This window comes from Nocardioides sp. (genome assembly GCF_041913365.1).
Lineage (GTDB): Bacteria > Actinomycetota > Actinomycetes > Propionibacteriales > Nocardioidaceae > Nocardioides.
Map to the genome: position 1 here is coordinate 980372 of NZ_JAYSFM010000001.1, position 14470 is coordinate 994841.

Genomic DNA, 14470 nt, shown 5'->3' on the forward strand with positions numbered 1-14470 from the left:
GACTGAGACTTTCAGTGGCTGTCGACATCACCACCGACCTCAACAAGGTCCGCAACATCGGCATCATGGCGCACATCGACGCCGGCAAGACCACCACCACCGAGCGCATCCTCTTCTACACCGGCATCACCTACAAGATCGGTGAGGTCCACGAGGGTGGCGCCACGATGGACTGGATGGAGCAGGAGCAGGAGCGCGGCATCACGATCACGTCCGCCGCGACGACCTGCTGGTGGAAGGACCACCAGATCAACATCATCGACACCCCCGGCCACGTGGACTTCACGGCCGAGGTCGAGCGCTCGCTGCGCGTCCTCGACGGCGCCGTCGCCGTCTTCGACGGCGTCGCCGGTGTCGAGCCGCAGACCATGACGGTGTGGCGCCAGGCCAACAAGTACTCGGTCCCCCGCATGTGCTTCGTCAACAAGCTGGACCGCACCGGCGCGGACTTCTTCCGCTGCGTCGACATGATGGTCGAGCGCCTCAACTCCACCCCGCTCGTGCTCCAGCTCCCGATCGGTGCGGAGTCCGACTTCCTCGGTGTCGTCGACCTGGTCGGCATGCGTGCCCTGACCTGGCGCGGCGAGACCAAGATGGGTGAGGACTACGACGTCGAGGAGATCCCGGCCGAGCTCGCCGACAAGGCCGCGGAGTACCGCGAGAAGTTCATCGAGACCCTCGCCGAGGCCGACGACGACATCATGGAGAAGTACCTCGAGGAGGGTGACGAGAACTTCACCGTCGCCGAGCTCGAGGCCGCCATCCGTCGCGCCACCCTGGCCGACAAGCTCAACCCGGTCCTGTGCGGCACCGCGTTCAAGAACAAGGGCGTCCAGCCCCTGCTCGACGCGGTCGTCAAGTACCTCCCCTCGCCGCTCGACATCGACGCGATCATCGGTCACTCGCCGCGCGACGAGGAGGAGCAGATCGCTCGGAAGCCCTCCGACGACGAGCCCTTCTCCGGCCTGGCGTACAAGATCGCCAGCGACCCGCACCTCGGCAAGCTGATCTACGTCCGCGTCTACTCGGGCAAGCTCGAGGCCGGCTCCACCGTGGTCAACTCGGTGAACGGCAAGAAGGAGCGGATCGGCAAGGTCTACCAGATGCACGCCAACAAGCGTGAGGAGATCGCGTCGGTCGGCGCCGGCCAGATCGTGGCCGTGATGGGTCTGAAGGACACCAAGACCGGTCACACCCTCTGCGACCCCAACAACCAGGTCGTGCTCGAGTCGATGACGTTCCCGGCCCCGGTGATCGAGGTCGCGATCGAGCCCAAGACCAAGGGCGACCAGGAGAAGCTCGGCACCGCGATCCAGCGTCTCTCCGACGAGGACCCGACCTTCACGGTCAAGACCGACGAGGAGACCGGCCAGACGATCATCGCCGGCATGGGAGAGCTCCACCTGGAGATCCTCGTGGACCGCATGAAGCGCGAGTTCCGCGTCGAGGCGACCGTCGGCAAGCCGCAGGTGGCCTACCGCGAGACCATCCGCAACAAGGTCGACAACCACAGCTACACCCACAAGAAGCAGACCGGTGGTTCGGGCCAGTTCGCGAAGGTCGTCATCTCGCTCGAGCCGAACATCGACCCCGAGACCGGCACGGGTGCGGGCTACGAGTTCGCCAACAACGTCACCGGTGGTCGCGTGCCGAAGGAGTACATCCCCTCGGTCGACCAGGGTGGCCAGGAGGCCATGGAGTTCGGCGTCCTCGCCGGCTACCCGATGGTCGACGTGAAGTTCTCGCTCGAGGACGGCGCCTACCACGACGTCGACTCGTCCGAGCTCGCGTTCAAGATCGCCGGCAACCAGGCCTTCAAGGAGGCCGCGCGCAAGGCCCGTCCGGTCCTGCTCGAGCCGATGTTCGCCGTGGAGGTGACCACGCCGGAGGGCTTCCTCGGCACGGTCATCGGCGACATCAACTCGCGCCGCGGTCAGATCCAGGCGCAGGAGGAGCGTCACGGCGACATGGTCGTGCAGGCCCTTGTGCCCCTGTCGGAGATGTTCGGGTACGTTGGCGACCTGAGGTCCAAGACCTCCGGTCAGGCGTCGTACTCGATGGAGTTCGACTCGTACGCCGAGGTTCCCACGAACATCGCCGACGAGATCGTGAAGAAGGTCCGCGGCGAGTGATCGCTGCCGGATCCTCGGCACCCAGCACCACCCCACACCCACGAGTCAAGTAACAACAATCAGGAGGAGCCCCAGTGGCTAAGGCGAAGTTCGAGCGGACCAAGCCGCACGTCAACATCGGCACCATCGGTCACATCGACCACGGCAAGACGACGCTGACCGCGGCGATCACCAAGGTGCTGCACGACAAGCACCCGGACCTCAACGAGGCTTCGGCGTTCGACCAGATCGACAAGGCTCCCGAGGAGCGCCAGCGCGGCATCACGATCTCGATCGCGCACGTCGAGTACCAGACCGAGTCGCGCCACTACGCGCACGTCGACTGCCCCGGTCACGCCGACTACATCAAGAACATGATCACCGGCGCGGCGCAGATGGACGGCGCGATCCTCGTGGTCGCCGCCACCGACGGCCCGATGCCGCAGACCCGTGAGCACGTGCTGCTCGCCCGCCAGGTCGGCGTCCCCGCCCTGGTCGTCGCGCTCAACAAGTGCGACATGGTCGACGACGAGGAGCTCATCGAGCTCGTCGAGATGGAGGTGCGCGAGCTCCTCTCCGAGTACGAGTTCCCGGGCGACGACATCCCCGTCGTGCGCGTGGCGGCCTTCCCGGCCCTCAACGGCGACGCCAAGTGGGGCGAGTCGGTCGCCGAGCTCATGCAGGCCGTGGACGACTACATCCCGACCCCCGAGCGTGACACCGACAAGCCGTTCCTGATGCCCGTCGAGGACGTCTTCACGATCACCGGTCGTGGCACCGTCATCACCGGTCGTATCGAGCGCGGCATCGTCAAGGTGAACGAGGAGGTCGAGATCATCGGCATCCGCGAGGGCTCGCAGAAGTCCACCGTCACCGGTGTCGAGATGTTCCGCAAGCTGCTCGACGAGGGCCAGGCCGGTGAGAACGTCGGTCTGCTCCTCCGTGGCACCAAGCGCGAGGACGTCGAGCGCGGCATGGTCGTGATCAAGCCGGGCACCACCACCCCGCACACCAACTTCGACGCCTCGGTCTACATCCTGTCGAAGGACGAGGGTGGCCGTCACACGCCGTTCTTCAACAACTACCGTCCGCAGTTCTACTTCCGGACCACGGACGTGACCGGCGTCGTGACCCTGCCCGAGGGCACCGAGATGGTCATGCCGGGTGACAACACCGAGATGTCGGTCGAGCTCATCCAGCCCATCGCGATGGACGAGGGCCTGCGCTTCGCCATCCGCGAGGGTGGTCGCACCGTCGGTGCCGGCCGCGTCACCAAGATCACCAAGTGATCTGAGCGCCTGACGGCGCACCGCACCTCCGAGACCCCGTCTCCCGCAAGGGAGGCGGGGTCTCGTGCATGTACGACCGTCGGTGGCCGCCGCTAGCGTCCGGGGCATGACTCTGACCCTGGGCATGATCACGATGGACACCACCGACGCCATGTCGCTCGCCGCGTGGTGGGCCGAGCAGATGGGCGCGACGGTGGGCGAGACCAACGACGGCTTCTACGTCATGGTGAGCGGCGGCGGCCTGCCCGGCCTGCTCTCCTTCCAGAAGGTGGACGACCCGACCCCGGGCAAGAACCGGATCCACCTCGACCTCACCGCGCCCGACCTCGACGCGGAGGTGGACCGCCTGCTCGGTGCGGGCGCCACCCTGGTCGAGCGCCGGGGCGACGAGAGCTTCCGGTGGGTCACGATGGCCGACCCGGACGGCAACCAGTTCTGCGTGGCCGCGGCCTCCGAGGCGTCCGGGCTCGCCTGAGCCGGTGCCGACGGGGCAGCGGAGCCGCGGCTCGCCCCGTGCGTCAGGATGGCCGGATGGGCTTCACCCGTGCCGAGCTCGAGTCGTTCCGCGACACCGAGGTCCCCGACCTGCTCCCGGGGGACGACCAGCCGCTGCGGCTGCTGTTCGTCGGGATCAACCCCGGGCTGTGGACCGCCGCGACGCAGACCCACTTCGCCCACCCGGGCAACCGGTTCTACCCCGCGCTGCTGCGCGCCGGGATCCTGACGCGGCCGGTCGACCAGGCCGCCGGCATGAGCGAGGACAACCGCGAGGAGCTGCGGCGGCGCGGCATCGGCATCACCAACGTCGTCGCCCGCGCCACCGCCCGCGCCGACGAGCTCACCTCGCAGGAGCTGAGGGAGGGCGGGCAGCGGCTGCGCGAGCTCGTCTCGCGCCTGCGCCCGCGCGTCGTGGCGGTGGCCGGGGTGACGGCCTACCGGACCGCGTTCGGCGAGCGCGGCGCGCGGGCCGGCGAGCAGCCTGCACCCTGGGGCACGTCCCGTGTCTTCGTCGTGCCGAACCCGTCGGGGCTCAACGCGCACGAGACCGTCGACTCCCTCGCTACGGCCTACGCCGCCGCGGCGAGGGCCGCGGGTGTGCTCGGCGTCGCCTGACCTCCAGGGGCCTCGATCCACGGACCCTGCTCGTGGCGGGTGCCACGGACGTGCGAGCATGCCGCCCATGGATGCCAAGGCCCTCGAGGCTGCCGTCTCCCGGGCCGTGGTCACTGTGGTGGGTCGAGCGCCCGACCGCGTGCAGACGCTGCTCGGCGGTCGTCGGGTCAACCGCGCCGGCGCGGCGATGGAGCCCGAGGTCGCGGCGGCGCTGCGCCTGCTCGACGCGCTGCCCGACAACGACTTCACCCGTCTTCCCGTGGAGGCCGCGCGCCGCCAGGTGGAGGAGGAGGCGGCGCTGTTCGGCGGCAAGCCACTGCCGATGGCGCTGGTCGAGGACCTCGAGATCCCGACCTTCGCCGGCGGGATCGCCGCCCGCCGCTACCTCGCGGACGTCCGGGACGCCGACCGGCTGCTGGTCTACTTCCACGGTGGCGGCTTCGTGGTCGGCTCGCTCGACAGCCACGACACCGTCTGCCGCTTCCTCGCGACGTACGCCGGGGTGTCGGTGCTCGCCGTCGACTACCGGCTCGCCCCCGAGCACCCCTTCCCTGCGGCGCCCGACGACGCCAAGGCGGCCTTCATGTTCGCGGCCTCCCGTGCGGAGGCCTGGGGCCACGACCCGCACCGGATCGGCGTCGCGGGCGACAGCGCGGGCGGCAACCTGGCCGCGGTCCTGTGCCAGGACCTCCGCGAGGCACGGGTCCGTCCGGCCCTCCAGCTGCTGTTCTTCCCGGTCACCGACCTGAGCCGGCACAGCGACTCCTACCGCGAGTTCGCCGAGGGACACTTCCTCACCGAGCACCAGATGGACTGGTACACCGCGCGCTACCTCGCCGAGGGCGCCGACCGCTCGGACCCGCGGGTGTCACCCCTGCTCGCCGACGACCTCACCGGCCTGCCGCCGGCGTACGTCGCGGTCGCCGGCTTCGACCCGCTCCGCGACGAGGGCGAGGCCTATGCCCGGCGGATGGCGGAGGCTGGCGTGCCGGTCGCACTCCGCCGCCACGACGGGCTGATCCACGCCTTCGTGAACAGCACCGGCGTCGGACGGTCCGGGCGCGAGGCGATGCTCGAGGCCTGCGGTGCCGTGCGGATGGGCCTCGGTGCGGGCCTGCAGCGCCACGCCTGATCGTCAGGCGGCCCAGGGGTGGGGGAGCAGCCCCGCGTCCTCGAGCAGCATCTCCAGCCGTTCACGCTCGCGGTCGCGCTCCGTGCCCGGCGGCAGCACCGCCAGCAGGTGGGTCAGCTCGACCATGTCGGCGGCCTCGCCCAGCACGCGGTCGTAGGCCTGCCGGCAGCCCTCGTACTTGGCGAAGCGCAGCCCCTCGCGGTGGAACGAGGCATGCAGGCGGCGCAGGTCGGCGCCGATGTCCTCGATGGGCCGCCGGAGGGGCACCACCTCCGCACGCCGCCGTCGGAGCCGCCGCACCACGCGCGCCGCGGCGCGCCAGCTCCGCCAGTCGCCGAGCTCGTCGAAGAGCGCGGCGATCCCGACCCTCAGGAGGACGTGGAGGAGCAGCACCGCGCCGAAGACCTGGAGCCAGCCCCGCATCGCTCCACGGTACGCCGATCGGCACGGCCCGTCAGCCGACCAACGCCTCCACCGCACCGCGGAAGGCCGAGGTGTGTGCGTCCACGTCGGCCGTCGTGTGGAACGGCGAGAAGAGGGACATGTTGTGGAACGGCGCGAGCAGCACGCCGCGGTTGACCGTCCAGAGGTGGAAGAACGCGTCGAGCTCCTCGTCGACCGCTGCCGCCGCCTCCGCGCCGGCCCGCGGTGGCGGGCAGAACCAGTACTCCGCCCGGCAGCCGAGGCGCTGCACGTGCCACGGCAGGCCGTGCTCGTCGATGACGCCCTGGATGCCGTCGGTGAACGACGCGGCGAGGGGGATCGCGACGTCGAAGTCCTGCTGCCGCAGGGCCGTCGACAGGGTGGCGCGCACGGCCGCCATCGCCAGCGCGGACCCCGAGAGGGTGCCACCGACACCGGCGACGTCGATGTCGTGGCCGAGCATCGGCCCCTCGAGCCGGGCCGCGACCTCCGCGCTCATGCCGTACGCCGCGACCGGGATGCCGCCACCGATGGGCTTGCCGATGACCACGAAGTCGGGCTCGAGGTCCCACGCCGCCGTCGCGCCGCCGGGGCCTGCGCAGATCGTGTGGGTCTCGTCGTTGACGAGCAGCACGCCGTGCCGCCGGGTCACCTCGCGGACGCCGGCCAGGTAGCCGTCGTCGGGCAGCACGATGCCGATGTTGGTCAGCGCCGGCTCCATGAGCAGGCACGCGACGTCGCCCTCCGCGAGCCGGCGGTCGAGGGCGTCGAGGTCGTTGAAGGGCACGACGGCGGTCGTCTCGGCGACGTCGACCTGCGGGCCGAGCGCTCCCGGCCGGGGGACCACCCGGTCACCGGCCCGGCCGTGCTCCAGCACGCCGAGCGTCTCGTCGACGGTGCCGTGGTAGCACCAGTCCATGACCGCGATCCGGGGGCGACCGGTGAGGTGCCGGGCGAAGCGGAGCACGAAGCGGTTGGCGTCGGTCGCCGTCATCGCCATCTGCCAGCGCGGCAGCCCGAAGCGCCGGCTGAGCTCGGCCGCCACCCAGGCTGCATCGGTGGAGGGCAGCATCGTGGTGATGCCCCGCTCGGTCCGCTCACGGACGGCCTCGGCCACCGCGGGCAGGCAGTGCCCGGTCATCGAGCCCGTGTCGCCGAGGCAGAGGTCGACGTGGTCGATGCCGTCGACGTCGGTGAACCGGCCGCCGCCCGCGGACTCGACGAAGAGGGGGAACGACCCCGGCCAGCGGGTCATCCACGGCATCGGCACCCCGGCCAGCAGGTGCTCACCGGCCTCCTTCGCCAGCCGGGCCGACGTGGGGTGCAGGTCGACGAAGCGCTGCTCCTCCTCGGCGTGCAGCGCCGCGAGGCGCGACCGGTCGATCCTGCTCACAGGGCGCTGCCGACGTACTTGGTCTCGAGGTACTCCTCGATGCCCTCGAAGCCGCCCTCCCGCCCGAAGCCCGAGTGCTTGACGCCGCCGAAGGGCGCCGCGGGGTTGGACACGATGCCGGTGTTGATCCCGACCATGCCGAACTCCAGCGCCTCGCTGACGCGCAGCACACGCGCGTGGTCGCGCGTGAAGACGTAGGCGACCAGGCCGTACTCGGTGTCGTTGGCGCGGGCGATCACCTCGTCCTCGTCGCCGAAGGTGGAGACGGGCGCGACGGGGCCGAAGATCTCCTCGCGGAACACCCGCGCCGAGGCGGGTACGTCGACCAGCACCGTGGGCGGGTAGAAGTGGCCCGGGCCGTCGGGCACCGTGCCGCCGACCAGGGCGCGGGCGCCGGAGGAGACGGCCTCGTCGACGAGCTCGTGCACGCCGGCGCGGGCCTTCTCGGTGATCAGCGGGCCCACGTCGACGCCGTCGGTGGTGCCGTCGCCGACGGTCAGCGCGCCCATCCGCTCGGCCAGCCGCCGGGAGAACTCCTCGGCCACGGACTCGTGCACCAGGAAGCGGTTGGCCGAGGTGCAGGCCTCGCCGATGTTGCGCATCTTCGCCAGCATCGCGCCGTCCACAGCGGCGTCGAGGTCGGCGTCGTCGAAGACGACGAAGGGGGCGTTGCCGCCGAGCTCCATCGACACCCGCAGCAGCTGGTCGGAGGCCTGCGCGACGAGCTTCTTGCCCACCGCGGTGGAGCCGGTGAACGTCAGCTTGCGCAGCCGGGGGTCCTTGATGATGGGCTCGCAGACGCCGCCGGAGTCGGTGGTGGTGACCACGTTGAGCACGCCGGCTGGGAGCCCCACCTCCTCGAGGAGGGCGGCCAGCGCGAGCATGGTCAGCGGCGTCTCGTGGGCTGGCTTGACGACCATCGTGCAGCCGGCGGCGATCGCCGGGCCGATCTTGCGGGTGCCCATCGCGAGGGGGAAGTTCCAGGGCGTGATCATCAGCGTCGGACCGACCGGGCCCTTCATGGTGATCAGCCGGGTGTTGCCAGCCGGGGCGGTGGAGTAGCGGCCGTGGATGCGCACGGCCTCCTCGGAGAACCACCGGAAGAACTCCGCGCCGTAGGTCACCTCTCCCTTGGCCTCCGCCAGCGTCTTGCCCATCTCCAGCGTCATCAGCCGCGCGAAGTCGTCGGCGCGCTCGGTGAGCAGCTCGAAGGCGCTGCGCAGGATCTCGCCCCGCTGGCGCGGCTCGGTCGTACGCCACTCGCGCTGGGCGTCGGAGGCCGCTGCGAGCGCGCGCTCGCCGTCGTCCGGCGTGCCGTCGGCGATGCGGGTCAGCACCTCGCCGTTGGCGGGGTTGGTCACCTCGAACGTGGCGCCGCCCGAGGCGTCCACCCACGACCCGCCGATGAGGAGCTGGGTCGGGACGGTCTGGGTCTTGGTGAGGTCGGCCATCACTCCACCCTGCCACCCGTGCCCGAGGCCGCCTGGTCGAAGGCGGCCTCGAAGAGGTCCAGGCCCTCCGCGAGGAGGTCGTCGCCGATCGCGAGCGGCGGCAGGAAGCGGAAGACGTTGCCGAAGGTGCCGCAGGTCAGCGTCACCAGCCCCTGGACCGAGCAGGCCCGGTGCACCGCGCCGGCGAGCGCCGCGTCCGGGGTCCGGCCGGGGCCGTCGGTGACCAGCTCGACCGCGAGCATCGCGCCGCGCCCACGGATGTCGCCGACCCGGTCGGGATGCCGCTCGGCCAGCGCCCGGAGGCGGGGGAGGAACGCCGCCTCGATCTCCCGGGCCCTCGCGGGCAGGTCCTCGGCCTCCATGGTCTCGATCGCGGCGAGGGCGGCCGCGCACGCGACCGGGTTGCCGCCGTAGGTGCCGCCGAGGCCGCCGACGTGGACGGAGTCCATCACCTCGGCCCGCCCGGTGACCGCGGCCAGCGGCAGGCCGCCGGCCATGCCCTTCGCCGTGGTGACCAGGTCGGGCACGACGCCCTCGTGGTCGCAGGCGAACCAGTCGCCGGTGCGGGCGAAGCCGGTCTGGATCTCGTCGGCGATGAAGAGGATGCCGTGGTCGCGGCACCAGTCCGCGACCCGCCGCAGCCAGCCCGGCGGCGGCACGATGAAGCCGCCCTCGCCCTGGATCGGCTCGATGAGCACGGCCGCGCAGTTGTCCTCGCCGACCTGCGCGTGGACCGTGGTGACGAACGCGTCGAACGCCTCGTCGGCGCACGCGTCGGCGCCGCCGGGCCAGCGGTAGGGGTAGGCCATCGGGGCGCGGTAGATCTCCCCGGCGAAGGGCCCGAAGCCCTGCTTGTAGGGCATGTTCTTCGCCGTCAGCGCCATGGTCAGGTTCGTCCGGCCGTGGTAGGCGTGGTCGAAGACCACGATCGCGTCACGACCGGTGTGGTGGCGCGCGACCTTCACCGCGTTCTCGACCGCCTCGGCACCGGAGTTGAAGAGCGCCGAGCGCTTCTCGTGGTCGCCCGGCGTCAGCTCGGCGAGCTTCTCGCAGACCGCGACGTACTCCTCGTAGGGCGTGACCATGAAACAGGTGTGGGTGAAGTCGGCGACCTGCCGCTGCACGGCCTCCACGACCCGCGGTGCGGCGTTGCCGACCGTGGTGACCGCGATGCCGGAGCCGAAGTCGATGAGCTGGTTGCCGTCGACGTCGCGCAGGATGCCGCCGCCGGCCTGCTCGACGTACACCGGCAGCGTCGTGCCGATGCCGGCCGAGACCGCCGCGGCCTTGCGGGCCTGCAGGGCCTGCGACTTCGGGCCAGGGATCTCGGTGGCGAGGATCCGTTCCTGGGAGAGCATCACGTTCTGTCCTCCATTCCCCACGGGGATCCGTATCCCTCGGGCTTGGGTGCGGCGAGCAGGTCGAGGAAGGGCTTCGGGGGCAGGGCCTCCGGGCCGAGCACGCCGGCGCCCGACCAGGTGCCGGCGGCGAGCAGCTCCAGCGCGACGACCGGGTTGATCGCGGTCTGCCAGACGACGCACTGGGCGCCGTAGTCGCGCATCGAGTCGGCGTTGTCGACGACGTGGTAGAGGTAGGTCGACCGCGGCGCGCCGTCCTTGCCGGTGCCGGTGACGAACAGCCCGGCGCAGGTCTTGCCCTCCATCCGCGGCCCGATGGTGGCCGGGTCGGGCAGGCAGGCGGCGACCACGTCGCGCGGGGAGACCTCGACCCCCTTCACCGACACCGGGTCGGTCGAGTCCAGGCCGAGGGTGTGGAGGGTGCGCAGGATGCCGATCATCTCCTCGCCCAGGCCGTACTTGAAGGTCACCCGGTCCGCCTCGACCCAGCGCGGCATCAGGAGCACCTCCTCGTGCTCCACGTGGACGCACTCGACCGGTCCGATGCCCTCGGGGAAGTCGAAGACCTCGGGCTCGGAGAAGGGCGGCAGCGTGAAGAACCCCGACTCCAGGTCGCCGCCGCCCCTCCTCCGCTCCCACACCACGGGCGGGTTGAGGCACTCCTCGATGATCGTCCACATCGAGAAGCCCGGTGCGAACACCTCGTTGCCGGCCTCGTCCCGGATCACCAGGTTGGCGCCGTCGCGGGTGCCGAGCTCGTCGATGTGGTCGAACAGCTCGTCGGCCGCGTAGCGCGCGAACACGTCGGAGAGGCCGGGCTCGACGCCGATGCCGAGCAGCGCCAGCCGGCCGGCCGACTCCCACTGGTCGGCCATCGCGAACTGCTCGTCGCCCAGCTTCACCCCGACCTGCTCGTACGGCGCTTCAGGGTGCCGCACGGACAGGCTCATCGCCATGTCCAGGTAGTCCGCACCGGCCGCCAGCGCGCCGGTGAAGATCGGCATCACGAAGCGTGGGTCGACGGCGTTGAACACGTGGGTGGCCCGGACCTCGCCGGCCAGCGCCGCGACCGCGTCGGCGTCGGACGCGTCGACCTGCGCGGCGCTGAACCGCTCCTCGCCAGTACGCCGCTCGCGCGCGGCCGCGACCGTGCGCTCGGCCCGCCCGAGGTCGTAGTCGGCGACCACCCAGGCCTCGAAGTAGTCACGCTCGACGGCGATGCGCGCCGCTGCGTCACCGACGCCGCCGGCTCCGACCATCAGCACCCGCATCGGCGGGCGGCCGGACTCAGCGCCGGACTCTGGCATGGGTCACTCCTTGGTCCTCGAGGCACGCACCGAGCTGACGCCCTGCGCACCGACCACCAGCAGGACGGCGATCACGAACATCGAGAAGCCGATGACGTTGGCCTCCGCGGGGATGCCGCGCCGGGACGCGACGTAGACGAACTTGGGGAACGTGTTCTCGTTGCCGGAGACGAAGTTGGTGATGATGAAGTCGTCGAAGGACAGCGAGAAGGCGAGCATCGCGGCGCCGAGGATGCCCGGCAGGATCAGCGGGAAGGTGACCTTCCAGAAGGTCTCCATCGGGCCGGCGTAGAGGTCCTGGGCGGCCTCCTCGATCCGCGGGTCGAGCGACTGGATCCGCGCCTTCACCGTGACCACCACGAAGCTCAGGCAGAACATGATGTGCGCGAACACGATCGTGCTGAATCCGAGGCTGATGCCGATGTTGGTGAACCCCTGGACGAAGATCGTCAGGAGGGCGGCGCCCATCACGATCTCCGGGGTCGCCATCGGCACGAAGATCAGCACGTTGCTGGCCGCCTTGCCGCGGAACCGGTAGCGCACCATCGCCAGCGCCATCAGCGTGCCGAGGACGGTCGCCACGAGCGTGGAGATCGCGCCGACCTGCAGCGAGGTCACCAACGACTCGCAGGCGCCCGGCACCCCGCAGGGGTCCTGCCAGTGCTCCCACGTGAAGCCCTGCCACACGATGTTGGTCTTGCCGTGGTCGTTGAAGGAGAACGCGAACGTGTAGGCCACCGGCAGGAACAGGTAGAGCAGCACCGCGACCGCCGACATCACCACGAAGTGGTCGGCGAGCCAGAGCTGCACCCGCTTGGCCGCCGAGGGGCGGTAGGGGGCCGAGCCCGTCGGCGTCGTGGTCGGGGAGTTCGTCATCGTGGCCACGTCACACCAGCTCCTCGGTGCCGAAGCGCCGGACGTAGAGGAAGACCATCACCAGGATCGCCGCCATCAGCGTGAACGACAGCGCGGCCGCCACCGGGTAGCCGCCGGGGATCGCCAGGAACTGGTCGTTGATGACGTTGCCGACCATCTTCCCGCGCTGGGGACCGAGCAGCTCCATGTTGACGAAGTCGCCGGCCGCCGGGATGAAGGTCAGCAGGGTGCCGGCCAGCACGCCGGGCATCGACATCGGCAGGGTCACCGTGCGGAACGTCGTGAAGCCGTTGGCGTACAGGTCGCCGCCGGCCTCGATCACGCGCGGGTCGGCGCGCTCGAGCGAGGCGTAGATCGGCAGCACCATGAACGGCAGGAAGTTGTAGGTCAGGCCCGCGACCACGGCGATCGGCGTGTTGATGATGTGCCCGCCTGGCAGCAGGTGCAGGAAGTCGAGCGTGTTCACCACCCAGCCCTCGTCGGCCAGGATCTGCGACCACGCGAACGTGCGGAGGATGAACGAGGTGAAGAACGGTGCGACGACGCAGATCATCATCAGGCTGCGCCAGCGGCCGGCCTTGAACGCCATGGCGTAGGCGAGCGGGTAGGCCACGACGAAGGCGAGGAACGTCGCCAGACCGGCGTAGAGGAACGACCGCGCGAAGTGCGGCGCGTAGTCGGTCAGCGCGGCCACGTAGTTGTCGAGGTTGACGTCGCGGTAGTAGTAGCCGGGGAAGCCGGGGTAGCGGCTCTGCAGGCTGACCGTCGCCAGCTGCACGAGCGGCAGCACGAAGAAGACCCCGAGCCACAGCGCACCCGGGAGCAGCAGCAGGTACGCCGTCCAGCTCCGTTTCGTCGTCTCGTCGGGCGGTGGCGTGGACGCCGCCGGGTCGACCGAGGCGTGGGCGAGGACGCTCATGACGGGTCCACCGGTACGCCGAAGGCGTGGCCGGGGTTCCACGTCAGCCAGACCTCGTCGCCCGGCTTGAGGTCGACCGGGTCGACGTCGAGGTTCTGCTCGTAGCAGCTCCACGTCGCGCCGCTGGGCATGTCGACGAGGTAGCTGGTGGCGACGCCGAGGAACGACACGTCGCGGACCACGCCCTTGACGTCGTTGCCGACGCCCTCGGGCTGCTTGCGCGACACCGTCACCTTCTCGGGACGGACCCCGAAGAGCACCTCACCGTCCTGCACCTGCGAGCGGGACTTCTTGATCTTCACCTTGGTGCCGAGGACCTCGGCGACGAGGTGGTCGCCGTCCGTGTCCTCGACGGTGCCGACGCCGGTGTTGGCCTGGCCGAGGAAGTTCGCGACGAAGCGGGTGCGCGGCAGGTCGTACAGCTCGGCGGGTGCACCCAGCTGCTCGATCCTGCCCTTGTTCATCACCGCGACCGTGTCGGCCATCGTCATGGCCTCCTCCTGGTCGTGGGTGACGTGGATGAAGGTCAGCCCGACCTCGGTCTGGATCCGCTTGAGCTCGACCTGCATCTCGCGGCGCAGCTTGAGGTCGAGCGCGCCGAGCGGCTCGTCGAGCAGCAGCACCTCGGGGTGGTTCACCAGTGCACGGGCGAGGGCCACGCGCTGCTGCTGGCCACCGGAGAGCTGGGCCGGCTTGCGCCCCGCGAACTGCGTCATCTGCACCAGCTCGAGCGCGTCGTCGGCCCGCTTGGCCGCGTCGGCGACCTTCCGGCGCTTGGGCCCGAACGCCACGTTGTCGCGGATGGTGAGGTGGGGGAACAGGGCGTAGGACTGGAACACCGTGTTGACCGGGCGCTCGTAGGGCCGCGACCCGGTGAGGTCGGTGTCGCCGATCAGCACGCGCCCCGCCGTGGGCTGCTCGAGTCCGGCGATCATCCGCAGCGACGTGGTCTTGCCGCAGCCCGACGGGCCGAGCATCGCGAAGAACGACCCGCGTGGCACGTGGAGGTCGATGTCGTCGACGGCGGTGAAGTCGCCGAAGGACTTGGTGACGCTGTCGAGGCGGAGGTCGCCGCTCGCTTCCCGGAAGCCGGCCATG

At 70.5% G+C, this 14470-nt stretch carries 13 protein-coding genes; 5 read left to right on the forward strand and 8 right to left on the reverse strand.

The genetic code is table 11. The features are described 5' to 3' along the window. Positions 1–14 precede the first annotated feature (14 nt). The 5 genes from fusA to ACE3QY_RS04825 all read left to right on the forward strand — a co-directional run bounded on the left by fusA (position 15) and on the right by ACE3QY_RS04825 (position 5645). Positions 15–2132: an elongation factor G gene (gene fusA, locus ACE3QY_RS04805; protein WP_374454858.1), complete on the forward strand. Its 2118-nt coding sequence runs from the start codon at positions 15–17 to the stop codon at positions 2130–2132. Between the two features lie 74 nt (positions 2133–2206). Continuing rightward, positions 2207–3400, forward strand: coding sequence for an elongation factor Tu (gene tuf, locus ACE3QY_RS04810; protein WP_210439908.1), 1194 nt, complete (start codon positions 2207–2209; stop codon positions 3398–3400). A 106-nt stretch (positions 3401–3506) separates the two neighbouring features. Beyond that, positions 3507–3875, forward strand: a complete 369-nt coding sequence (locus ACE3QY_RS04815) for a VOC family protein (RefSeq protein WP_374454859.1) — start codon at positions 3507–3509, stop codon at positions 3873–3875. A gap of 56 nt (positions 3876–3931) precedes the next feature. Further along, positions 3932–4513 (forward strand): mismatch-specific DNA-glycosylase, encoded by a 582-nt coding sequence (locus ACE3QY_RS04820; RefSeq protein WP_374454860.1) that lies wholly within the window; start codon positions 3932–3934, stop codon positions 4511–4513. A gap of 67 nt (positions 4514–4580) precedes the next feature. Next, positions 4581–5645 carry an alpha/beta hydrolase gene (locus tag ACE3QY_RS04825; protein ID WP_374454861.1) on the forward strand — a complete coding sequence of 355 codons (1065 nt, stop codon included), beginning with the start codon at positions 4581–4583 and terminating at the stop codon, positions 5643–5645. Positions 5646–5648: 3 nt separating this feature from the next. Here the strand turns inward: ACE3QY_RS04825 and ACE3QY_RS04830 are convergent, their stop codons facing one another. Genes ACE3QY_RS04830 through ACE3QY_RS04865 form a run of 8 tightly spaced genes read right to left on the reverse strand, consistent with a single transcriptional unit; the run spans position 5649 to position 14469 of the window. After that, positions 5649–6068, reverse strand: coding sequence for a hypothetical protein (locus ACE3QY_RS04830; RefSeq protein ID WP_374454862.1), 420 nt, complete (start codon positions 6066–6068; stop codon positions 5649–5651). A 31-nt stretch (positions 6069–6099) separates the two neighbouring features. Beyond that, positions 6100–7461, reverse strand: a complete 1362-nt coding sequence (locus tag ACE3QY_RS04835; RefSeq protein WP_374454863.1) for a transaminase — start codon at positions 7459–7461, stop codon at positions 6100–6102. Continuing rightward, positions 7458–8912 (reverse strand): NAD-dependent succinate-semialdehyde dehydrogenase, encoded by a 1455-nt coding sequence (locus ACE3QY_RS04840; RefSeq protein ID WP_374454864.1) that lies wholly within the window; start codon positions 8910–8912, stop codon positions 7458–7460. Before ACE3QY_RS04840 ends, ACE3QY_RS04835 begins: the two co-directional genes overlap by 4 nt. Beyond that, the gene (gabT, locus tag ACE3QY_RS04845; RefSeq protein ID WP_374454923.1) at positions 8912–10270 is read right to left on the reverse strand and encodes a 4-aminobutyrate--2-oxoglutarate transaminase; all 1359 of its coding nucleotides are present in this window, start codon (positions 10268–10270) and stop codon (positions 8912–8914) included. The genes ACE3QY_RS04840 and gabT overlap by 1 nt, the downstream gene beginning before the upstream one ends. Then, positions 10270–11577, reverse strand: a complete 1308-nt coding sequence (locus tag ACE3QY_RS04850) for a saccharopine dehydrogenase family protein (RefSeq protein WP_374454865.1) — start codon at positions 11575–11577, stop codon at positions 10270–10272. Before ACE3QY_RS04850 ends, gabT begins: the two co-directional genes overlap by 1 nt. A 3-nt stretch (positions 11578–11580) precedes the next feature. Next, complete coding sequence (locus ACE3QY_RS04855) at positions 11581–12453, reverse strand: ABC transporter permease (protein ID WP_374454866.1); 873 nt, start codon at positions 12451–12453, stop codon at positions 11581–11583. A gap of 10 nt (positions 12454–12463) precedes the next feature. Next, complete coding sequence (locus tag ACE3QY_RS04860; RefSeq protein WP_374454867.1) at positions 12464–13372, reverse strand: ABC transporter permease; 909 nt, start codon at positions 13370–13372, stop codon at positions 12464–12466. Next, positions 13369–14469: an ABC transporter ATP-binding protein gene (locus ACE3QY_RS04865; RefSeq protein WP_374454868.1), complete on the reverse strand. Its 1101-nt coding sequence runs from the start codon at positions 14467–14469 to the stop codon at positions 13369–13371. The genes ACE3QY_RS04860 and ACE3QY_RS04865 overlap by 4 nt, the downstream gene beginning before the upstream one ends. Position 14470: the final 1 nt, after the last annotated feature.

Excerpts from the sequence above, each read along its gene's own strand:
- ACE3QY_RS04815 (WP_374454859.1), top strand. The coding sequence starts at position 3,507 with ATGACTCTGACCCTGGGCATGATCACGATGGACACCACCGACGCCATG.
- ACE3QY_RS04820 (WP_374454860.1), top strand. The coding sequence starts at position 3,932 with ATGGGCTTCACCCGTGCCGAGCTCGAGTCGTTCCGCGACACCGAGGTC.
- ACE3QY_RS04825 (WP_374454861.1), top strand. The coding sequence starts at position 4,581 with ATGGATGCCAAGGCCCTCGAGGCTGCCGTCTCCCGGGCCGTGGTCACT.
- ACE3QY_RS04830 (WP_374454862.1), bottom strand. The coding sequence starts at position 6,068 with ATGCGGGGCTGGCTCCAGGTCTTCGGCGCGGTGCTGCTCCTCCACGTC.
- ACE3QY_RS04840 (WP_374454864.1), bottom strand. The coding sequence starts at position 8,912 with ATGGCCGACCTCACCAAGACCCAGACCGTCCCGACCCAGCTCCTCATC.
- gabT (WP_374454923.1), bottom strand. The coding sequence starts at position 10,270 with ATGCTCTCCCAGGAACGGATCCTCGCCACCGAGATCCCTGGCCCGAAG.
- ACE3QY_RS04850 (WP_374454865.1), bottom strand. The coding sequence starts at position 11,577 with ATGCCAGAGTCCGGCGCTGAGTCCGGCCGCCCGCCGATGCGGGTGCTG.
- ACE3QY_RS04855 (WP_374454866.1), bottom strand. The coding sequence starts at position 12,453 with ATGACGAACTCCCCGACCACGACGCCGACGGGCTCGGCCCCCTACCGC.
- ACE3QY_RS04860 (WP_374454867.1), bottom strand. The coding sequence starts at position 13,372 with ATGAGCGTCCTCGCCCACGCCTCGGTCGACCCGGCGGCGTCCACGCCA.
- ACE3QY_RS04865 (WP_374454868.1), bottom strand. The coding sequence starts at position 14,469 with ATGGCCGGCTTCCGGGAAGCGAGCGGCGACCTCCGCCTCGACAGCGTC.